This window comes from Pseudomonas sp. SDO5271_S396 (assembly GCF_054071795.1).
Genome location: NZ_JBSVWB010000026.1, coordinates 16,069 through 36,659, shown reverse-complemented (window position 1 = coordinate 36,659; position 20,591 = coordinate 16,069). Strand labels below are relative to the sequence as shown.

Genomic DNA, 20,591 nt, shown 5'->3' with positions numbered 1-20,591 from the left:
AAAAGTAAAAGACAATTGAGAGCGGCAGTCACCTGCCTGGATCAACCTGGGCACCCGAGCCCCGGGGGAAACCCACGGGGCCGGGTGGGCCGGCTTACACCAGGTTGGTAGTGACGCCGTCCTGAACCAGCAGCTGTGCGTCCTGGGACGAGTGTTGGTAGACGTTGTAAACCACGCCCGCCACCGTCGCGGTGCCCGCACTGGCCCAATCACCCGGATCGGTGCCGTCCGGCAGCAGATCCGCGAGGTTGACCACATCGCCGGCATTGCCCTTGATCATCATCTGCGTGCTGTCATCGCCGGTGAACAGGCTGTTGCCACCCTGTGCCAGCACGTCGCTCAGCGACAGGTTCAACGTGTTGTTGCCCGTGCCGGTGATGTCGATGACTTCCATCGACGTCACCTGGCCTTCGGCCAGGGCGGTCAGGTCGAGGACCTGGTTCGCGCCGGTGAGGGTCAGCGTGTCGATGGCGTCGGTGCCTTCGGCTTCGACGGTGAGTTCTTCGCCTTCGGCTACTTCGATGAGTTGGTCGGCGGCGGAGAGGTCGTCTGCAATGTTATCCGTACCTACTTTGGTATCGGGGATACGGTCTGGGTTGCCGAAGATAATATTGTCAATACCAAATACATAGTCATAATTATGGGGCGCTTGATATTGCACCACGTGAAAGCTGGAAAACTCCATGCCATTCGGCATTGTAATAGTAAGATAATTATTCGAATCGCCAGCTTTTATAGTATGAGTAAAAATCGGCTCTTCACCCCCCTCACCAAAAAACTGAATAACACCAATAATAGTATTGGACGGTGCTGAACCACCAGAATTAAGATAAGTGCTCACATTAAAATCCAATGCAACCGAGCGCATAGGCTCACCACTCAGATCGAATATGGCTTTTTGTTCTCCGTAACCATCAGAATTACTAGCCCCGCCGTTTCTTAGTTCTATATTTTTACCCGAGGTCATCTTAGACGATCCGCTGACGACTTCTTTAGTCAATGTAAAGTCATCCAGAACCACGGTATGACCATCAGTAAAAATTACAGGAGGACCAAAGTCAGAAATTACTTCAAACGGCGTTTGGCTGGCTACGATATTATCGATCATAACTGAATAACCAATACCACTTGGCGGCGTTATTTGAACCACCTCAAAGCTCGCAAACTGCTTGCCATCTGGCATAACAAAATGCTTAACATCAGCTAACCCGGAGTACGCCGGCACACTGAGAATTTGATAAGTGTATATTTCAACACCATTTGCATCGTAAAACTTCAACTCTGCTACAGGTGTACCAACATTTATATTACCGGTACCGTTCCTGCCAATTCCTTCAAGTTCCAACGAAAGCTGCGATGCTGTTTCGCCTTTAAGGTCAAACACCATTTTTTGCGCATTATAGCCGGGTGACGGCACCCAACTACCACTCGACATTGCGATATAGTCGCCGCCGTAGTTGGAGCTAGCCCCCCCGCCAAAATTTGCGACCGTCATAACCCCAAGATCAAGAGGTGTTGTGCCAATAACGGTACCATTCGGACCAAAGTTATCCACAATCACCGGCCGATGGAAAATCCCCACCAAATCAAACTCAAACAACTCACTCTCCGGCCCGGTATTACCCGCCGCATCGGTCGAAGTTGCAGTGAGCGTATAAGCCCCCAACTCCAGCGGCTCAGCCGGTTCGAACGTCCAGGCACCGGTGGTGGCGTCCGCCACAACACTGCCCAGTTCCACACCGTTGGCGTAGATCGTCACCAGGGCACCCGGCTCCGAGGTGCCGTTGATCACCGGTGAACGGTCATCGGTTTCGCCGCCGTTGAGGATGGTCTCCGGCAGGGTTGGGGTGCCCACACCCACGTCATCGCTCAGGGAGGCGATGACGGTGACCGGGCCCACGGTGTCGACGATCACGGTCCATGCTTCGGACGGCGCGCTGGCGTTACCGGCCGGGTCACGGGCGATGACCGTCAGGTCGTGCTTGCCGTCGTTGAGTGGCGTAGTCGGCGTGTAGCTCCAGGTGCCGTCCGGGTTGACCTTGGTGGTACCGATCAGGGCGCCGCCGTCGAGGATTTCCACCGTGTCACCGGGATTCAGGCCGCTGCCGCTGAGGGTCGGAGTGGTGTCGTCGGTGGTGTCGCCGTTGCCGATCGGGCCCTGGATGCTGCCCACGTCGTCACTGGCACCGCCAATCGCCGGAGCGGTCGGCGCGGTGGTGTCGATGAAGGTTTCGAACACAGGGGTCGGGGCGCTTTCGCCGTTGGCCGGGGTGGTGGCGGTCGCGGTCAGGTTGTGCGCGCCTTCACTCAGGACGGGCGTGGTGAAAGTCCACTGACCAGTGCCGTTGGCGATTACGGTACCCAGTGGGGTGGCGCCATCGTAGATCGTGACAGTGGCACCCGGGGTGGCTTGGCCGTTCAGGGTCGGGGTGGTGTCGTCGGTGGCCTGGCCGCTGGTCAGGTTACCGGTAACGCTGCCCACGTTGTCTTCCACGGAAGTGATGGAGATCACAACGGACGAGGTGTCCACGGTAAAGTCAATTGCCGGGCCCATCGGGCCGACGTTACCGGCATCGTCTACCGCCTGGGCGGTGAGCGAGTGCTGGCCGTCCACCAAGGCGGTGGCCGGGGTGAAGCGCCAGACGCCGGAGGCATCGGCGGTGGTGCTGCCAATGAGCACGTCGTTGTCGTAGATGTTTACGATGGAACCTGGTTCGGCCATGCCTTCGAACGTCGGGTTGGCGTCGTCGGTGGTGTTGCCGGACGAGATCGGGCCGGTTACGGCGCCTACGTCATCGATCAGCGCTTGGCCGGTCGGTTCGGTCGGTGCGGTGGTGTCCACGATGATCGGGTAGACACCGGTGGCCGGGCTCAGGTTGCCGGCGGCGTTTTGCGCCTGGGCGGTCAGGCTGTGATCGCCTTCTGCCAATGGGGTGGAGGGAGTGAAGCTCCACTGGCCGCCCACCACGGTGGTGGTGCCCAGCAGGGTGTCGCCGTCGTACACGTAGATGATGTTGCCGTCTTCACCGGTACCGTTGATGGTCGGGGTGGTGTCGTCGGTGGTCGAACCCATAGGCAGCGGGCCTTGATTGTCGCCCTGGTCATCGACCACGCTGATGATGGCCGGTGCGGCAGGGGCGCCGCCAGCGACCACTTCCAGCTCGAAGGCCAGGGTGGGTGCGCTGACGTTGCCGGCCGCATCGGTGGAGGTCACGGTCAGCGAGTGCGAACCATTGCTCAGCGGCAAGGACGGGGTAAAGGTCCAGCTGCCGTCGGCGCCCGCGAGTACGCTGCCAATGGCGGTGCCATTGTCATAGATGGTCACCAGGGAACCGGCTTCGGCGGTACCGGAGAGGTCCGGGCTGGCGTCATCGGTGATGTCGCCCGAGGTGAGTTCGCCGGTGATGGCGCCTTGGTCATCGATCACCGAACCAAGGGTCGGTGCAACCGGCGCCTGGGTGTCGACGATGATGGTGATCGGGTCGGAAGGCTCGCTTTCGTTACCCGACGGGTCTTTGATGACCACAACGATTTCGTGGCTGCCCTCGGCCAGCTCTTCGCCTGCCCCCGGGGTGTATTCCCACTTGCCGTCGTCGCCCACCACAACGCTGCCGATCGGCGTGCCGTTGTCGATGATGGTCACGATGTCGCCAGGCTCGGCGCCGCTGCCGCCAAAGGTCGGTGCGGTGTCGTCGGTGCTGTCGCCGTCGCCAATGATGCCGGTGACCGGGCCGACGTCGTCGGTGATGATTTCAATGCCGCCCGCACCTGGAGTTGGCTTGGCCGGAGGGGTGGTGTCTTCCACGATAATCACGGTGATCGGGTCGGACGGCTCGCTTTCGTTGCCGGCCGGGTCTTTGATCACGACCACGATTTCGTGCGGACCTTCGTCCAGCGCCGGATCCGGGGTGAATTCCCACTTGCCGTCGTCGCCAACGACCACGCTGCCGATTGGCGTGCCGTTGTCGATGATGACCACGGTGTCGCCCGGCGTTGCGCCGCCACCGGTGAAGGTCGGGGTTTTGTCGTCGGTGCTGTCGCCGTCGCCGATGCTGCCTTGGACCGGACCTTCGTTGTCGATGATGTCGCTGATGCCACCGTTGTCCGGGCCTGGTTTTTCCGGCGCGGTGATGTCGATAACGATGGGGAACGGTGCCGAAGGCACACTGATGTTGCCGGCTGCGTCTTCAGCGGCGATAGTGAATGCGTGATCGCCTTCTGCCAGTTCGGTTTCCGGGGTGAATTCCCATTTGCCGTCAGCGTCTGCGATGGCGGTGCCGATTTCCACGTCATTGTCGTAGATGTGCACGATGGCGCCCGCTTCAGCGGTACCGCTGAGGGTCGGGGTGGTGTCGTTGGTGCTGTCGCCGCTGGCCAGCAGGCCTTCGTTCGGCGCGGTGTCGTCGTACACGCCTTCGATCAGCGGAGCCGCCGGGGCCACGGTGTCGACGATGATGACGTGGCCAGGCGAACCTTCGCCTTTGTTGCCATCGGCATCCACCGGAACGATCACGATGTTGTGAGAACCGTCGGACAGGCCCGGCTCTTCAGGGGTGAAGGTCCACTTGCCGTCTTCGCCCACTGGCGCGGTGCCGATGACTTCGCCGTTGTCGACGATTTCAACGCTGGTGCCAGGCTTGCCGATACCGGTGAAGGTCGGGGTTTTGTCGTCGGTGGATTCGCCGTTGCCAATCAGGCCTTGTTTGTCGCCCACGTCATCGGTCACGCCTTCGAGCGAGCCTTTGTCGCCGTTGCCGCCGCCCACTGGCGCGTCCGCGTTGTTGTCTTTGTCTTTGTTATGAACGGCGGCATACACGCCACCGAGCAAGCCCAATGCGCCCAGGCCCAGCAGTGCAGGCCAGAACCAGCCGATACCGGCGCCAGCGACCAGGCCATTGCCAAAACCGGTCAGGGGTTGCGAGCCCAATACCTGGGCAGACTCCGCGCCGTCGTACAGGTAGGCAGCCGAGCTGTCCTGGTCGGCATCCGAGGAAATGAATTCGTAGTAGGAACCGTCTTCGGCCAGGCCGACCAGTTGGCCGCCGCTGCCTTCGAAGTTTTCGATGATCAGTTGCGCCTGGTCAGGGTCGGTGCCTTCCAGGGCGATGTGCAGGTTTTTGCCCACACGCTTGATGGTGAGGTTTTCCGGCGCGAAGCCTTTTTCACCCTCGCCAATAAGGTATTTGCCACCCTGTACCGCTTTGATGCGTACAGGAAGACCGGTTTTGGCGGCACCGAGGTCCACCGTTTGGGTAATTGTCTTGCCGTCTACTACGGCGACATTCACAGAGTTAGCGTTCACGTTTTCTGCCTTTGAGTTAGTCAGGATTGCGTACACCGGTTCATCCGGCATTCCTATCAACCAAGCCACTCCGTTAAGAGGAATCCTTGGGATGTCGGAATTCTCCGCAAACGACGTAATTGGCAATATAAGAACTGTCTCAAAACCCCCACAGGCTTAAACAATAAAGGCGACGCCGCCTTATGAATCACGCCCAAACAAAAAACCCGCACGCGGCGGGTTTTGAGCAACTAACACGGTGAGCGGCAGGCTGTCTTTGAGACTTGTCTCAAAGCCCTTTCATGGTTTTGTATTGGGACAAACGCTTGAACAAGTCCATGTCGCTGGTGACACCCAACTTGCGGTAGGCGGCCAACTTTTGCGTGCTCACGGTTTTAAGGCTGCGGTTGAACATCTCGGCGATGCGCGTCACGGTCAGGCCGCTGATGCACAGCCGCAACACTTCACGCTCGCGCAACGATAATGAAGCGTGGGAGGCCAGGGCTTCTTCCGCGCCGGTGGCTTCCCACCAGCCGGCGACGGCGTCATCTTCCTGGGCCACCACAATGCTGGAACACAGGTAGCGCTGGCCGCACGCCAATAATTCAATGGCCTGAATGAACACTCCCAGCGGCTGGCGCTTGCACACCACGCCCTGCACACCCGCCGCCAGGAGCAGCATGGCGACCCGGGGATCGGCCTCGGGCACCAGCACCAGCACCCAGATCTGCGGAAACTCGGCGCGCACGGCCTTGATAAAATCGTGCGCGGCGTTGTTGGCCAACTCGTTGTCCATCACCAACAGGTCCAGCTGGCCGCGCTGGATCGCGCGCCAGGCGTTGTCCGTGGTGTCGAACAGCCCCGTTACTTCAATACTGGCCTGGTCGGCCAGGTGGTATCGCAACCCCTGACGGACCACTTCATGTTCATCCAGCACCCCCACCCTTATTAACCCAGACATCACACACCTCGTCTTCCCAGGAATTCAACCTGCATCCTTGTATCGCACGGCCTAAACCGTCTAACGCCGTATTTAAATTATGGCTTCGCCGACATCGGCGAATACCCCGAGCAGGAATTAACGGATAACTCATCCGCTCCCCAAAAGGCCTCTTACACTCACGCTGCACAGCGTAGGGTTGGACCGATAGAACTACGGTAGTGGCTTGGAAAAAAAATGGCTCTAAGAACTGTCTCAATAAAAACAACGGAGCATTCCATAAGCAAGCCCATGCAATTGAGACATTTCTTAAATATCCGACGCCCTGGGGGCGCACACACTAAAGAGGTACTGACTTGCGCCAACCTCTGTTGTTGGCCTCCTTCAAAATTTCCGGAGCCTTATTATGTTGGCCTGTATGCCTGTGCGTTTCGTTCGCCAGTTTCCCTTGTTGTGTGCGTTGAGCCTTAGTTCATTGGTACTGTCGGCGCACAGCAGTCCACTCACCCGCGACAATGGCGCGTTAGTGGGCGATAACCAGAATTCGCAGACCGCAGGCCCCAACGGCCCGGTGTTATTGCAAGACGTGCACTTGATTCAGAAACTGCAACGTTTTGACCGCGAGCGCATTCCCGAGCGTGTGGTGCATGCGCGCGGTACCGGTGCTCACGGGGTGTTCACCGCCAGCGAAAACCTGCTGGACCTGACCAAGGCCGCGCTGTTTACCACCGGCACTGTTACTCCGGTGTTCGTGCGGTTCTCCTCGGTGGTGCACGGCACTCATTCACCAGAAACCCTGCGCGACCCCCGAGGCTTCGCCACCAAGTTCTACACCGCCGAAGGCAACTGGGACCTGGTGGGCAATAACTTCCCGACGTTTTTCATCCGCGATGCGCTCAAGTTCCCCGACATGGTCCACGCATTCAAACCCGACCCGCGCACCAACCTGGCCAACGATTCGCGCCGCTTCGATTTCTTTTCCCACGTACCGGAAGCCACCCGCACCCTGACCGAGCTGTATTCCAACAACGGTACGCCCGCCAGCTACCGGGAAATGGATGGCAACGGCGTGCATGCCTATAAGTTCGTGAACGCCAAGGACGAGGTGAGTTACGTCAAGTTTCACTGGAAGAGCCTGCAAGGCGTGCGCAACTTCACCCCGGAAGAAGCCACCCGCGTGCAGGGCGCCGACTTCAGCCACATGACCCTCGACCTTATCAAGCACATTGAAAAAGGCGAGTTCCCGAAATGGGACCTGTACATCCAGGTGCTCAAGCCTGAAGAACTGGCCACGTTCGATTTCGACCCGCTGGACGCTACCAAAGTCTGGCCCGACGTGCCCATGCGCAAGGTCGGGCAGATGGTGCTCAACCGCAACCCGGCCAACGTGTTCCAGGAAACCGAACAGGTGGCCATGGCCCCTTCCAACCTGATCCCCGGCATTGAGCCCTCTGAAGACCGCTTGCTGCAAGGGCGCTTGTTCGCCTACGCCGACACGCAGATGCATCGCCTGGGCGCCAATGCCCTGCAACTGCCGATCAACGCCAGCAAGGCGCCGGTGGACAACGGTAACCAGGACGGTGCGATGAATGCGGCCTCGACCCTCACCGGCATCAATTACCAACCGAGCCGGCTGTTCCCACGTGAGGAATCTTCCGCTGCGCGTTACAGCATGCTCCTACTGACCGGCAGTACCCAGCAGGCCAAGATCCAGCGCGAACAGAACTTCCAGCAGGCCGGTGATTTGTATCGCTCGTTCAGCAGCAAGGCGCGCAAAGACCTGATCAACAGCTTTGGCAGTTCGCTGGCTCAGGCGGACACCGTGAGCAAACACCACATCCTGTCGTTCCTCTACAAGGCCGACCCGGAATACGGCACCGGCGTGACGGATGTGGCCAAAGGCGACCTGGATCAGGTGAAAAAAATGGCCGCGCTGTTAAGCGACTGAGCCTTCCCTCGACGGCCGCTTCGGCCATAACCCCACAAGGCCTGCGCTCACTGCGCGGGCCGTTTTTTTTATCGCGACAAGGTGCAACATGGATTTCAAGCTCGATCAACTGATTCAACACAGCGAGGCCTGGCTACCCGTCATTCTGGAACACAGCCTGAACATTGCCCTGGCCGGCCTCACGCTGGTACTGGGCTGGTGGTTCATCAGCACGGTGACGCGGCGTATCGGCGAGGTGCTGGGCAAGCGCAGCGTGGATAAAACCTTGCAGAGTTTTGTCGGCAGCCTGGTGAAGATCGCGCTGAAGATCATGCTGGTCATCAGCGTGGCCTCGATGGTCGGCGTGCAGACCACCAGCTTCGTCGCCGCCCTGGGCGCAGCGGGCCTGGCTATCGGTCTGGCGTTGCAGGGCAGCCTGGCCAACTTCGCCGGTGGCGTGCTGATCCTGCTGTTTCGCCCATTCAAGGTGGGCGACAGAATCGAGGTGCAGGGCGTGTATGGCACGGTGGATGCCATTTTGATTTTCCACACGGTGATTCTCAGCACCGACAACAAGCGGATCGTGGTGCCCAATGGCAGTCTGTCGAATGGCGTGGTGGTCAATTTTTCCAGCGAGGCCACGCGCAAAGTGGTATTCGACGTGGGCGTGGACTACAGCGCCAACCTGGACACGGTTCGCCAGGTGTTATTGGGCCTGTGCGACGACCCGCGCATTCATCAAGACCCGGAACCTGTGGTGGTCGTGACCACACTGGGCGACAGCGCGATCACCGTGTCGCTGCGCGTGTGGGCCGACAATGATGATTATTGGGATGTGCTGTATCGGCTCAACGAGAAAGCTCGCGATGCCTTGGCACAACAAGGTATCGGCATCCCTTTCCCGCAACGGGTGGTGACGTTGATTCAGGGTTGATTCGGCAGCGACGACATTTGTGGGCTGGTCTGGGTTTGAGGTCATTTTTGTGGTGAGCGGGCTTGGTCGCGACTGGATCAATGAAAGCGCTTGGCCGTCAGGTAGCTTTTGTTCCAGTAGGTATTGCTCAGGGAATCGATGCGGATGGTCTTGCCAGTCCGGGGGGAGTGGATAAAACGATTGTTGCCGATGTAAATACCGACATGTTTGAGTTGCGCCGCGCCGTTGTGCTTGAAGAACACCGCATCCCCCACTTTCAATTGATCGCGCGCTACGGTCTTGGCATTCGATGCCAGCATTGTGGTGGTGGTACGCGGCAGTTTGATGCCCGCTTCGGTGCGAAACAGGTACACCAACAACCCGCTGCAATCGAAGCCGTCCTTGACCGAAGCACCACCCCAACGGTACGGGGTGCCGATCAACTCGTGGGCCCGTGCCACCACGCCGCCCATCCGTGAATGGGTCTGCGCGGCCAGGCTGGAGTCATGGCGCAGGTAGCTGACCTTCATCTCGTCGGCGCGGGAAGAGGTCGCGAACAGGTACTCGAAAAAACAAAAAAGAGAGCCGACAGCCAACGTTAACTTGAACACGATAAACACCTTTAAATGTTTCAACAAAAGAAGAAACACAAGGGTATTTATAAGAAACCTCCCAAAAAATGAGACTTGTCTCAGTAATCTTAAGACTGCTCCCAGGCCGACAAACGGAAAGTCCTACACCGAACGGCACGCAGGCAACCCCTTGCTGGGGCTGCCTCCCAGGGGGATCTAGAAGCGGTAAGTCACCGATCCGCCAAAACCGTTCGCGCTGTTTTCATACTTGGCGTCGTAGGTCAGCCCGAGCGCGGTCTGGTTCTGGCGCACCTTGATCGGCTCTTCCTTCAGGTAGGAATACGCCACGTCGAAGGTCAGGTTATCGACCGGTGTCCAGCCCGCACCGAGGCTGAACACGGTGCGATCGCCCGTGGGAATGCGCACGGAGCGGTTGGTGTTGTTGGTCGGTGTCTGGTCGACCGAGAACCCGGTGCGCAACACCAGTTGCTTGTTCACCCGGTAGGCCGCGCCGATGGCGTGGGACCAGGTGTCATGCCAGTGCTGCTCTTCGGTGATGGAGTCCAGGCCGGCCAGCGCAACGGCCAGGTCGGACACACCGCTGTTGTTCACGGTGATTTTCTTCAGCTGGCTCCAGCGGGTGTAGGTGCTGCCCAGGTAGAGGGTCCAGTCATCATTCAATTGATGGGTGACGGAGAAGTCCACCGAGGACGGCGTGGTGACGTTCAGCTTGGCGTCGTAGCGCTGTGGCCCGCCGTCCACCAGATCAGTGAGGAAGCCTGAAGCGTTGGTCTTGCCGGTGAGGTGATAGACCACTTGCGAATGGTAGGTCACGCCGACACGGGTGCTGTCCAGGGCCTGCACCAGCAGACCGGCGTTGAAGCCAGTGGCGGTGTCGTCCCCCTTGATCTTGACGGTCTCGGTGCCCAGGCCGAAGGCGGGGACTTTGGAGTCCAGCTCGCCGCTGATCTTGTTGAAGGTCGGGCCGAAACCCACAGAAACTTTGTCGTTGAAGGCATAGCTGACCGTCGGCTGCACGGTGACGACCTGGACCTTGCTCTTGTTGCCGAAGCCATTGCCCTGGAAGCTGTGTTCATAGTCGGTCACCAGGCCGAACGGCGCGTAGATCCCCAGGCCGAACGCCCAGTGCTCGTCGATCGGCGTGACCAGGTAGCCCATCGGCACGGCGATGCCGGGAACCATGTCGCCTTTGTTGGTGCCGGGGTTGTCAGCGCCGCCCTGGGTGGAACTGGCGTCTTTGATGTTGGATTTGGCATCGAGGTAGGTCGCGCCGATGCTCACTTCATTGTGCTTGAGCCGGGACATGCCCGCCGGGTTGCCGAACACGGTGCTGGCGTCTTCGGCCGAGGATGATCGACCGGCGTAGCCCGTGCCCATTGAACTGATGCTTTGTTCATTGAGCGCAAAACCACCGGCGAACAGTTGAGTGGAGGCAAGCGAAACGGAGAGCGCCAGGGCGCCTTTCAGAGTTTTTTTATTCATTATTAGGACTCGAATGATGGGGCAGCGATGGGAAAACTACCAACGATCGAGCGAGCCGATTATGAAAGGTTTTTCATGTTGCGGATTGTCCTACAATCCTATGTATTTCAATGACTTTTGCGGATTCAAGGTCGCGATTTATGACCTTTTGACCGGGTTGTGACTGGCCGGTTTCAGGCTTTAAAAGCTGTCAATTCAAGTACTTTTTGCCAAGACAGCCAGTGCCCGCACTGGCTGCCTGCATGCGTTACGGGTTCCAGTATTTATTGGCCGCCGCGATGGTCGCGAACTCCGTCGCCACGACCTGGCCGATGCTGATCAGCATGGCCGCGTCATTGGCATACACATCGCGCAACCGACCGCGCACCGCTTCGTCCGGCTGCGTGGCCTTGATCACCAGCCGCGCCATTTTGATCGCCAGCTCACGCCCTTCTTCAGGGGTGGCGGTGATCAGTGAATTGTTCGGTATCAGACTCATCAGGGTGTCCTCTTGTTATAGGCAGGGCGGCGGCTTACTGCCGACGACCGAATGAAACAGGATAGGCGGCAGAACGCGCGTTGATCATCGGATCTTGCGGCTCGATGCCAGCAGGTACGTTGTTGGGCAGGAACAGCAGGCTTTTCTGCGCGGCGACGTTGTCGGCGACGGCCCGGGTGATCTCAAGCGTGCCCAGTTCCACCACGGGGCGACTGTCTGGCCAGGCGATGGACGGGTCATCCAGCTTGTCGCCCTCGACCGCTTCCTGCACCACCAGTTTGAAACGCACCGCACCTTTGGTGATGCGCTGGTGGATTTCGTCGCTCAGGTAATCCGGCTTGGCCTTGGCGGTTTGCGCTTCGCTCAGGAAGTGGCTGCCGCTCACCGGCAGGAACTGATAGCGGCCATAGGTGACAGTGCCCGCCGCATTGATGAACTTGAAGGTGTTCACGCCGTAGTACGGCAGCGTGGCAAAACTCTGTGGCGCAGGCTTGGGTGCGGTGAGGAATGCTTTGGCCACCGGGTGGGTGCCGAGGTAGCCATCCAGGGGCGTTGGTTTGGCCACGTCGGGGCCACTGGTGCCCAGGGCGATCAGCAGGTCACGGAAGTCATCGGCGGTGGGCGACGGAAAGCCGTTGAACGAATGGGCGACGATGTCGGTAGAGCCACCGTTGGGCAGCGCGAAACGAATCGCCAGACCACGGGGGCTGGCCAGGCCGTGGTTGTCTGGAATGTCCGGAATCCCGGCAAAGTTGGAGAAGCGCACGGTGATCGGCACCGCCGTGGCCTGCAAATGCGGCGCCTTGCTGATGGACGCGGCGGAAGGGCTTGGGGTGAAACGCCCCTCCAGTACCACGCCCTTGGCGTGCACGGCACGGGCACCGGCATGCTGGCCGAACACACCGTTCAAGGCATCGACCAATTGGGTGGGAGTGGACTGCTGGGCGGGCTGATCTTGTGCAACGACGTTGCCGATCAAGGTGGCGGCGAACGGCAACGCAATCAATAAACGCTGAGTTGTTTTCATCGAAGGACCTGCGGTGGGTGGGTGATTTCGGCGAATTCTAATCAGCTTACGACAATAATGACAATATGTTTTGTCATTATTGTTTTTCCTCTATCACCCACACGTTATGACGGTATACTCGCCCTCTTCATTCGCCAGCGAATCCTGCCTGCCGTGAGTACCAAAAGTGACATCCTGCATCTGCTGCAACGCGAGCCCCTGACGGTGGTGCAGCTTTGCGAACACCTGTCGGTCACCCGCAATGCGGTGATCGTGCAACTCAAGCAATTGGAATCGGAAGGCCTGGTACGGCGCAGCAAGGTTCGCCCGCGCAACACCGTGGGCAAGCCGCCGGTGGTGTTCGAAGCGGCGCCGGGCAGTGAGGATGTGACCTCCACGGCTTACCAGGTCCTGTTGACCCAATTGCTGGCCACCCTCAGGGACCGCTATGACGCCGACGAGCTGGGGGATGTGCTGGAACAGACCGGTCGCCAGTTGGCCCAGCGCGCCGGTCTGGCCAACCCTGTGAGTTTCGACAGCGGCCTGCGCGCGGCCATGGCCGCCGCCGATGCCCTGGGCGCCAGTACCGAAGCCGTGCCCCATGAGGACGGTGTGATGGTGCGTAACTTCACCTGCCCGGTGGGCAGCGTGGTGCGCGAGGAACAATGCGCGTGCCGGGCGATGGCGGCGTTCTTTTCCGAAGCCACGGGCATGCCGGCCAGTGAGCAGTGTCTGCGCGAGGATCGCTTGATTTGCCAGTACTTGATCGAGCGGCGCGAAGCGTCGGGGGAGTGAATGCGCAACTGCGGCAGCGCAGCTTTTCGAAAGGCAAAAAAAAACCCGGAAATCCTCACTTGCGTGGGCCTTCCGGATTTTCTAAACCGCCAAATATGGTGGGTCGTGTGGGATTCGAACCTACGACCAATTGGTTAAAAGCCAACTGCTCTACCAACTGAGCTAACGACCCGCTGTGTGGTGGCGCGTATAATACTGATTTCTAAGGACTATTCAACACTTAATTTGAAATATTTCAAAAATAACGCGTTGGATCGGCTATTCCGGCCGCCTGGAAGCCCTCTGCACGCAGTCGGCAACTGTCGCATTTCCCACAAGCACGGCCGTCATCGTCTGCCTGGTAGCAGGAAACCGTCAGCGAATAATCAACACCAAGCCCTACACCAGCCTTCACGATATCGGCCTTGCTCAGGTTCTGCAGCGGCGCCTGGACACGGAAACCCTGCCCCTCTACCCCGGCCTTTGTCGCCAGGTTGGCCATGCGCTCGAACGACTCCACAAACTCCGGACGGCAGTCCGGATAGCCGGAATAATCCACTGCGTTGACGCCAATGAAGATGTCGCGGGCGTTGAGCACTTCAGCCCAGCCGAGCGCCAGGGACAGGAACACGGTGTTGCGTGCCGGCACGTAGGTGACCGGGATGCCTTCACTCGGCGCCTCCGGCACATCGATGCTGCTGTCCGTCAGCGCGGAGCCGCCAATGCCATTGAGGTTCAAGCCGATCACCTTGTGTTCGACCACGCCTCTGTCGCGCGCTACGCGGGCAGCGGCGTTCAGTTCGGCACGGTGGCGCTGGCCGTAGTCAAAGCTCATGGTGTAGCAGCTATAGCCTTCAGCCTGCGCCATGGCTACCACGGTGGCGGAATCAAGGCCGCCCGAGAGCAAAATGACCGCGCGTTTTTGATCAGTGTGTTGTTCAGTCATGTCAGCGTCCTGGCTCGTCGTTCCAAAGGTATTTGTGCAATTGCAATTGCAGGCGGACCGGCAGGTTATCCGCCACCACCCAATCGGCCAGATCCCGCGCGTTCAAGTCGTGGTGGCTGGGAGAAAACAGCACCTCGCCAACGCGACGGTCCAAACCGTACTGGATGAGCTTGGAGTTGGCCCAATCGTAGTCATCGCGGGAACAGATCACGAACTTGACCTGATCGTTGGCAGTCAGCAGGTCCATGTTCTCGTAGCGGTTGCGATGCGCCTCTTTGGACCCCGGGGTCTTGAGGTCGACGACGCGGCTTACACGCGGGTCGACCGCCGAGATATCCAGCGCGCCGCTGGTCTCCAGGGACACCTCGTAACCGGCGTCACACAGCTGCTTGAGCAAGGGAATGGCATTGGGCTGGGCCAAAGGCTCGCCACCGGTTACACAGACGTAGCGCGGTTTGAAACCGGCCACCTGCTCCAGGATATCGTCGAGGGTGCGCACGGTGCCGCCACTGAAGGCGTAGGCGCTGTCACAGTATTGGCAACGCAAGGGGCAGCCGGTCAGGCGCACAAATACTGTGGGCAGGCCGGCCGTTCGCGTTTCACCCTGCAACGAGTAAAAAACTTCGGTGATGCGTAATGTGTCTTGCATAGTCGCCACGGGCGTAACAGCTAAACAGGCTGTCCGCCTCCGTCAGGCACTTCAAGGGATCCCGTCAACGCGTAGACCCCAGGAAGCGTATTTCATAAAAGGGCGTGGATTCTAACGAAAAAACCCGCGTCAGGCGCGGGTTTCTTCTAAACGGGCCGTGCAGTTTACAAACGCTGCAGGTCCCGTTGGGCCAACTGGGCAGCGGAAGTGCCCGGATACTGGGCAACCACTTGCTGCAGAATGCCTTTGACCTTGTCGGTATGACCCAGGCGGCGTTCTACGTCAGCGAGTTTGTACAGCGAGTCCGGCACCTTGGCGTGCTTGGGGTACAACTGGCTGACCTTGGCGAAAGCCTGGCCGGCCCCCTGCAAGTCACCCTTGGCCAGGTTGACTTCGCCCAGCCAGTACTGGGCATTGCCCGCGTATTGGCTGTTCGGGTATTTGCGCAGGAATGCGGTGAAGGCCTGGCTGGCCTTGTCGAAATCCTTGGCTTTGATCAGGTCGAAGGCTGCGTCGTAATACAGTTTTTCCTTCGCCGGATCACCCGGTTCGCTGCTGGCGGCAGGGGCTTGGCTTGCAGCGGCCCCTGCGGCTGCACCACCGGCAGCAGCGCTTGGCGCGCCACCGGCAGAAGAATTATCAGGAGTTGCGGCAGGTGTTACGCCGGCTCCAATGCGTCGATCAAGATCCTGGTAACGCTCCAGGCCTTCTTGCTTCAGCTGGTTCACCTGGTTCTGCAGAACTTCAATGGTGCCTTGTTGCTGCGCCAATTGATCCTGCATGCGTTGCAGCTGATTGAACAGTTCGCCCTGTGCCGAGGGAGCGGACGTTGCCGCCCCCCCAGCATAGGCGCCGTTCGTGCCATAACCCGCTGGCGGATAACTGCTCCCGCTATTGTTATAGCCAGAGTTGCTATCTTCCACAGGAACCGCAGCCCACACCGCAAGCGGTGCGAGGCTGAGGGCCAATACAGTCAGAGCACGACGGCACGTTCGCATGACGAATTACTTACGCAGTTCGACGCGACGGTTTTGAGCCCAGGACTGCTCGTCGTGGCCAGTAGCAACTGGACGCTCTTTACCGTAGGAAACCAGCTCCAGTTGAGCTGGCGAAACGCCTTGCAGTACCAGGTAGCGCTGAACGGCTTTCGCACGACGCTCGCCCAGTGCCATGTTGTACTCACGAGTACCACGTTCGTCGGTGTTACCTTCCAGAACAACGCGAGCGCCGTTAGCTTTCAGGTCCTTCGCGTGAACGTCCAGAGCGCGCATGGCTTCTGGCTTCAGGTCCGAACTGTCGTATTCGAAGTAGAAAGTGGTGATAGCGCGCAGAGCAGCTTCTTCGCTCAGGGAGCCGTCAACTGCACCAGTGTTGGCGCCGTAACCAGCGTTTGGATCAACAGCTGCGCCTTCACCGGCATTGTCGCCGCCTTTGGACGAGCAACCAACGGCTACGGACAGAGCCAGAGCCAGAGCAGCAAACTTACCAAACTTCAGCATTTCCATCGTGAAACTCCTAATGAACCCCAGTGTGTTAAGTAAAACGTGTTTCGCCGCGTCAGTTCAGGTAAGGGGACCAGGACGGTTCTCTGACTTCGCCTTGAGCGGTAGGAAGCGGGAGCCTCACGCGTCCATTAATGGACACGAGCATCAAGACTCCCCGGCCCTGCTGGCGGGTGGCGTAGATTACCATGGTGCCGTTGGGCGCAACAGTGGCTGACTCATCAAGGTTGGTATCTGTAAGGATTTTTACCGTTCCACGCTGCAAATCCTGGGCCGCAACCCGGAAATTAGTGAAACCATCCTGACGGTGAATCATCACCAACGTCTTTTCATCAGCCGAAAGCTTCGGGTTGGCGTTGTAGTTACCGATGAAAGTCACGCGTTCCGCGCCCCCACCGTTCACGTTAGCCTTATAGATCTGTGGTTTGCCGCCACGGTCCGAGGTGAAGAAGATGGTCGAACCATCCTTGCCCCAGAACGGTTCGGTGTTGATGCCCGGGCCACTGGTTACGCGGGAGATCTGGCGCGAAGCCATGTTCATCACGTAGATGTCCGGGTTGCCGTCCTTGGACAGCACGAATGCCAGGCGCGAACCATCCGGCGACCAGGCTGGAGCACCGTTGAGGCCTTCGAAGTTGGTGATCTGCTCACGACGGCCAGTGTCGATGTGCTGGACGAAGATGCGCGGACGCTTCTGTTCGAAAGATACATAGGCAATACGCTTGCCGTCCGGCGCAAAGCGCGGCGACAGGATAGGCTCACGCGATTGCAGCAGGGTCACCGCACGCGCGCCGTCGTAGTCCGAGCGCTGCAGGGTGTAACGCGTGTTGTCGACGGAAAAACGCTCAGCGGTGACGTACAGCAGACGCGTGGAGAACGCCCCCTTGATGCCGGTCAGTTTTTCGAACGACTGGTCCGAGATGTAGTGCGCCATGTCCCGCAGTTGTTCGGCAGTGCCCGAAACGCTGCCGGTCAGCACCTGCTGCTCGGTCGCCACGTTGAACAACGCGTACTGGATCTGCAGGCGACCGCCGGCCGGCACGATGTTGCCGACCATCAGGTACTGCGCGCCCACGGCCTTCCAGTCACGGAAGATGACTTCGCTGGCCTGGGTCGGCTGGCTGATCATGTTGCCCTTGTCGATCGGGGCGTAGTAACCGGAATTGCGCAGGTCGTCGCTGACGATCTGCGCCATGTCATCCGGCAGCACGCTGCCGCCCTGCCAGCCGAACGGTACAACCGCGATCGGCGTGGCCCGGTCGCTACCGCTGGTGACCAGGATGTTCTTTTCATCCGCCGCCGCTATCCCTGCCATACAGCAAATAACGACAAGCATTCCTCGAAGAAGGTTTCTCACAAGGCTAGATCCTCAGGTGTGAATGTCATCTTGAATGAACGATAGGGAGCGAAGTCGCTTGGTTTCATTCCCTGCATCTCGGTCAACCGGCCAATATTCTTGACCGCGGCAACCGCTGAACTGTCAAACGAAGCATCGCCACTGCCCTTCGCCACGCTGACCGAAGTCACCGTACCGTCCGGCAACATGCCGATCTGCAGCACGACTGTCATGCCTTTGCGTGCCGAAGGTGGACGTGTCCAGCCTTCCGCTGCCCGTGCCCGAATCAGGTCGTCGAAGCTGCCCGCGACTTCATCGCCACGTTCATCGGCCAAGGCTTGCTGACGCTGCGGCGTGTCGGAAAGCAAATCTGCCAGGGCCTGGGCCTTTTTCTCTTCGGCGGATTTGCGTGCTGCTTCCTGGGCCTTTTTCTTCTGGGCATCGGCGGCAGCTTTCTTCTTCGCGTCCTCGGCGACCTTCTTCTTCGCCTCGTCTGCTTCAGCTTTTTTCTTGGCGTCTTCGGCGGCTTTCTTCTTCGCGTCTTCGACTATCTTTTTCTTGGCATCTTCAGCGGCCTGTTTCTTGGCCTCTTCTTCAGCAGCCTTTTTCGCTTCGTCTTCGGCTTTCTTTTTAGCTATATCAGCCAATTGTTTCTCTTCGGCCTTTTTCGCTTCGGCAGCTTTCTCGGCTTTCTTGGCTTCATCAGCCTTTTTCGCCTCGTCGGCTTTCTTCGCTTCGTCAGCCTTTTTCGCTTCCTCGGCCTTTTGAGCCGCCTCTTCTTTCTTTTGTTCCGCAGCAGCCTTCACCGCTTCCTGCTCGACCTTTTTCTGTTCCATCTGCTCGACTTCAGTCTGGCGCGCAGCCGACTTCTGGGCCTCACCCGCAATCTTCTGATTGGTCTGGGTAGTGGCCTGACTTTTCGATTTCAGCTGATACAGGGTCGCCTGCACGATCGGCTTGGCTGGCGGCAGGTCCGGGGTCATGGCAAAGCTGACGAACAGCATGCCAAATACCAGGACGTGCAGGGCTATCGCCCAGACGCTGGGCCAGAAGTAGCTTTCCGAGGCGGACGGCTCTCGCTGTTGCTGCATCAGGGCGCCTCGGTAATCAAGCCAACGTTACCGACGCCGGCCTTCTGCAGCCCGCCCATGGCGCCCATGACGGAGCCGTAGTCGACCGCCTTGTCGCCGCGGATAAACACCTGGGTATGCTTGCCGCCTTCGTTGCCGGCGCGAATGATCTTGGTCACCGCATCGGTCATCGCCGGCAGGGTCATCGCCTTGTCCTGCTGCTTCTGGGTATCGACTTCGCTGCCAAGGTTCCAGTAGTAGGTCTTGTCGGACTTGATCGAAATGGTCAGCACCTGGGTGTTGTTGTCCTGGGGCAAGGCTTCGCTGGAAACCTTGGGCAGGTCAACCTTCACGCCCTGGTTGAGCATCGGCGCGGTCACCATGAAGATCACCAGCAGCACCAGCATCACGTCGATGTAAGGTACGACGTTCATCTCGGCGACCGGCTTGCGCTTGGTTCGAGCTCGAGTGATTAAAGCCATCGGGGAGTACCTGCTTATTCTTCGCTGGTGTGCACTTTACGGTGCAGGATCGCCTGGAATTCATCGGCGAAGGTGTAGTAACGGCCAATCAGGTTTTCGCCACGGGCGGCAAAACGGTTGTAGGCGATAACGGCAGGAATAGCCGCGAACAGGCCGATCGCGGTGGCGATCAGGGCTTCGGCGATACCCGGGGCCACGGTGGCCAGGGTGGCTTGCTGAGCCTGGGCCAGACCACGGAAGGAGTTCATGATCCCCCATACGGTACCGAACAGACCGATATACGGGCTGACCGAACCTACGGTGGCCAGGAACGGCAGGCTTTGCTCGAGCTTCTCTTCTTCACGGGAGATGGCGACGCGCATGGCGCGGGCCACGCCTTCCATGACCGCTTCGGGGTCGACGCCCGGTTGCTGGCGCAGGCGCGAGAACTCCTTGAAGCCGGCGCGGAAGATCTGCTCCACGCCCGAATCCGGGTCGGGGTTGCTGCCGGCCTGGCGATACAGTTTGGACAGGTCGATGCCCGACCAGAAGCGCTCTTCGAAGCTCTCCAGGGCACGTCGACCGGCACGCAGCAGGTTGCTGCGCTGAAAAATCATGACCCAAGAGGTAACCGATGCGGCTACCAGGGTCAGCATGACCAGTTGAACCACAACACTGGCATTGCTGACCAGGCTCCACATGGAGGAATGGTCGACGACGGTAGGTTCCACGCTAAATCTCCTGCTTTGATTGTTTACCCGCGCCGCTTGCGTCGGCAAAGGCCGCACGCAGAGCTTCGGGAATGGCCCGGGGTTTCAAACTATGGGTGCGCACACAGGCCACCAGGAACTGCCCCTCACAGAGCAGCGTTGCATCCGTTGCCCGCCTGACCTGCTGCTTGAAGCGCAGGCTGGCACGGTTCAATTCGATCACTTGCGCACTGACCAGCAATTCGTCGTCCAGCCGCGCCGGCGCGTGATAGCGCGCCTCGCTGGAATGCACGACGAACAACAGGTCCTCCCCTGCCAGCTGGGATTGGGCAAAGCCCAGCTCCCGTAGCCGCTCGGTTCGAGCCCGCTCCATGAACTTGAGATAGTTGACGTAATACACGATGCCGCCAGCATCGGTGTCTTCGTAATAAACGCGACAGCGATGTGCGAACGACTGATCCCCGTTTTGCGCGCGCATACTCTAGTGCTTACTCCTCAGGTTGCCAATCCGGCCTGCCGCTGT

The 20,591-nt window shown here is 59.2% G+C and carries 18 protein-coding genes and 1 tRNA gene; 3 read left to right on the top strand and 16 right to left on the bottom strand.

Annotation, left to right across the window (positions count from 1 at the left end; genetic code table 11):
• Positions 1 to 94 precede the first annotated feature (94 nt).
• Positions 95 to 5,302: an Ig-like domain-containing protein gene (locus ACW9IN_RS18005; protein WP_457367151.1), complete on the bottom strand. Its 5,208-nt coding sequence runs from the start codon at positions 5,300 to 5,302 to the stop codon at positions 95 to 97.
• A 268-nt stretch (positions 5,303 to 5,570) separates the two neighbouring features.
• Positions 5,571 to 6,242 carry a LuxR C-terminal-related transcriptional regulator gene (locus tag ACW9IN_RS18000; protein WP_457367150.1) on the bottom strand — a complete coding sequence of 224 codons (672 nt, stop codon included), beginning with the start codon at positions 6,240 to 6,242 and terminating at the stop codon, positions 5,571 to 5,573.
• Between the two features lie 397 nt (positions 6,243 to 6,639).
• On the opposite strand from ACW9IN_RS18000, the gene ACW9IN_RS17995 reads away from it, so the two are divergent.
• Positions 6,640 to 8,169, top strand: a complete 1,530-nt coding sequence (locus ACW9IN_RS17995) for a catalase (RefSeq protein WP_457367196.1) — start codon at positions 6,640 to 6,642, stop codon at positions 8,167 to 8,169.
• An 88-nt stretch (positions 8,170 to 8,257) separates the two neighbouring features.
• Complete coding sequence (locus ACW9IN_RS17990; RefSeq protein WP_457367149.1) at positions 8,258 to 9,082, top strand: mechanosensitive ion channel family protein; 825 nt, start codon at positions 8,258 to 8,260, stop codon at positions 9,080 to 9,082.
• Between the two features lie 77 nt (positions 9,083 to 9,159).
• Here the strand turns inward: ACW9IN_RS17990 and ACW9IN_RS17985 are convergent, their stop codons facing one another.
• From ACW9IN_RS17985 to ACW9IN_RS17970, 4 genes are all read right to left on the bottom strand, one after another.
• Positions 9,160 to 9,534 (bottom strand): C40 family peptidase, encoded by a 375-nt coding sequence (locus ACW9IN_RS17985; RefSeq protein WP_457367195.1) that lies wholly within the window; start codon positions 9,532 to 9,534, stop codon positions 9,160 to 9,162.
• Between the two features lie 315 nt (positions 9,535 to 9,849).
• Complete coding sequence (locus ACW9IN_RS17980) at positions 9,850 to 11,136, bottom strand: OmpP1/FadL family transporter (RefSeq protein WP_457367148.1); 1,287 nt, start codon at positions 11,134 to 11,136, stop codon at positions 9,850 to 9,852.
• Between the two features lie 247 nt (positions 11,137 to 11,383).
• Positions 11,384 to 11,614: a hexameric tyrosine-coordinated heme protein gene (locus ACW9IN_RS17975; RefSeq protein WP_016973255.1), complete on the bottom strand. Its 231-nt coding sequence runs from the start codon at positions 11,612 to 11,614 to the stop codon at positions 11,384 to 11,386.
• Between the two features lie 34 nt (positions 11,615 to 11,648).
• Positions 11,649 to 12,641, bottom strand: a complete 993-nt coding sequence (locus ACW9IN_RS17970; RefSeq protein WP_457367147.1) for a catalase family peroxidase — start codon at positions 12,639 to 12,641, stop codon at positions 11,649 to 11,651.
• Between the two features lie 153 nt (positions 12,642 to 12,794).
• Here ACW9IN_RS17970 and ACW9IN_RS17965 point away from each other — a divergent pair, with 153 nt between their 5' ends.
• Positions 12,795 to 13,415: a helix-turn-helix transcriptional regulator gene (locus ACW9IN_RS17965; protein ID WP_457367146.1), complete on the top strand. Its 621-nt coding sequence runs from the start codon at positions 12,795 to 12,797 to the stop codon at positions 13,413 to 13,415.
• A gap of 96 nt (positions 13,416 to 13,511) precedes the next feature.
• Here the strand turns inward: ACW9IN_RS17965 and ACW9IN_RS17960 are convergent.
• The 10 genes from ACW9IN_RS17960 to ybgC all read right to left on the bottom strand — a co-directional run bounded on the left by ACW9IN_RS17960 (position 13,512) and on the right by ybgC (position 20,546).
• A tRNA-Lys gene (locus tag ACW9IN_RS17960) sits at positions 13,512 to 13,587 on the bottom strand.
• A 63-nt stretch (positions 13,588 to 13,650) separates the two neighbouring features.
• On the bottom strand, positions 13,651 to 14,340 hold the full coding sequence (gene queC / locus ACW9IN_RS17955) for a 7-cyano-7-deazaguanine synthase QueC (RefSeq protein ID WP_457367145.1): 690 nt from the start codon (positions 14,338 to 14,340) through the stop codon (positions 13,651 to 13,653).
• A gap of 1 nt (position 14,341) precedes the next feature.
• Positions 14,342 to 14,989 carry a 7-carboxy-7-deazaguanine synthase QueE gene (queE, locus tag ACW9IN_RS17950; RefSeq protein WP_457367144.1) on the bottom strand — a complete coding sequence of 216 codons (648 nt, stop codon included), beginning with the start codon at positions 14,987 to 14,989 and terminating at the stop codon, positions 14,342 to 14,344.
• 164 nt (positions 14,990 to 15,153) lie between these two features.
• Complete coding sequence (ybgF, locus tag ACW9IN_RS17945; RefSeq protein ID WP_457367143.1) at positions 15,154 to 15,987, bottom strand: tol-pal system protein YbgF; 834 nt, start codon at positions 15,985 to 15,987, stop codon at positions 15,154 to 15,156.
• A 6-nt stretch (positions 15,988 to 15,993) separates the two neighbouring features.
• Entirely contained in the window at positions 15,994 to 16,494 is a 501-nt protein-coding gene (pal, locus tag ACW9IN_RS17940; RefSeq protein WP_034100156.1) for a peptidoglycan-associated lipoprotein Pal, read from the bottom strand.
• A 52-nt stretch (positions 16,495 to 16,546) separates the two neighbouring features.
• On the bottom strand, positions 16,547 to 17,827 hold the full coding sequence (gene tolB / locus ACW9IN_RS17935) for a Tol-Pal system beta propeller repeat protein TolB (protein ID WP_457367142.1): 1,281 nt from the start codon (positions 17,825 to 17,827) through the stop codon (positions 16,547 to 16,549).
• Between the two features lie 17 nt (positions 17,828 to 17,844).
• Positions 17,845 to 18,918, bottom strand: a complete 1,074-nt coding sequence (tolA, locus tag ACW9IN_RS17930) for a cell envelope integrity protein TolA (RefSeq protein ID WP_457367141.1) — start codon at positions 18,916 to 18,918, stop codon at positions 17,845 to 17,847.
• A complete protein-coding gene (gene tolR / locus ACW9IN_RS17925; protein WP_161549410.1) occupies positions 18,918 to 19,370 on the bottom strand; it encodes a protein TolR in 453 nt (150 codons plus the stop codon). The genes tolA and tolR overlap by 1 nt, the downstream gene beginning before the upstream one ends.
• Positions 19,371 to 19,393: 23 nt before the next feature.
• Positions 19,394 to 20,089 (bottom strand): protein TolQ, encoded by a 696-nt coding sequence (gene tolQ, locus ACW9IN_RS17920; RefSeq protein ID WP_010208111.1) that lies wholly within the window; start codon positions 20,087 to 20,089, stop codon positions 19,394 to 19,396.
• Between the two features lies 1 nt (position 20,090).
• Positions 20,091 to 20,546 carry a tol-pal system-associated acyl-CoA thioesterase gene (gene ybgC / locus ACW9IN_RS17915; RefSeq protein ID WP_457367140.1) on the bottom strand — a complete coding sequence of 152 codons (456 nt, stop codon included), beginning with the start codon at positions 20,544 to 20,546 and terminating at the stop codon, positions 20,091 to 20,093.
• Between the last annotated feature and the right edge of the window lie 45 nt (positions 20,547 to 20,591).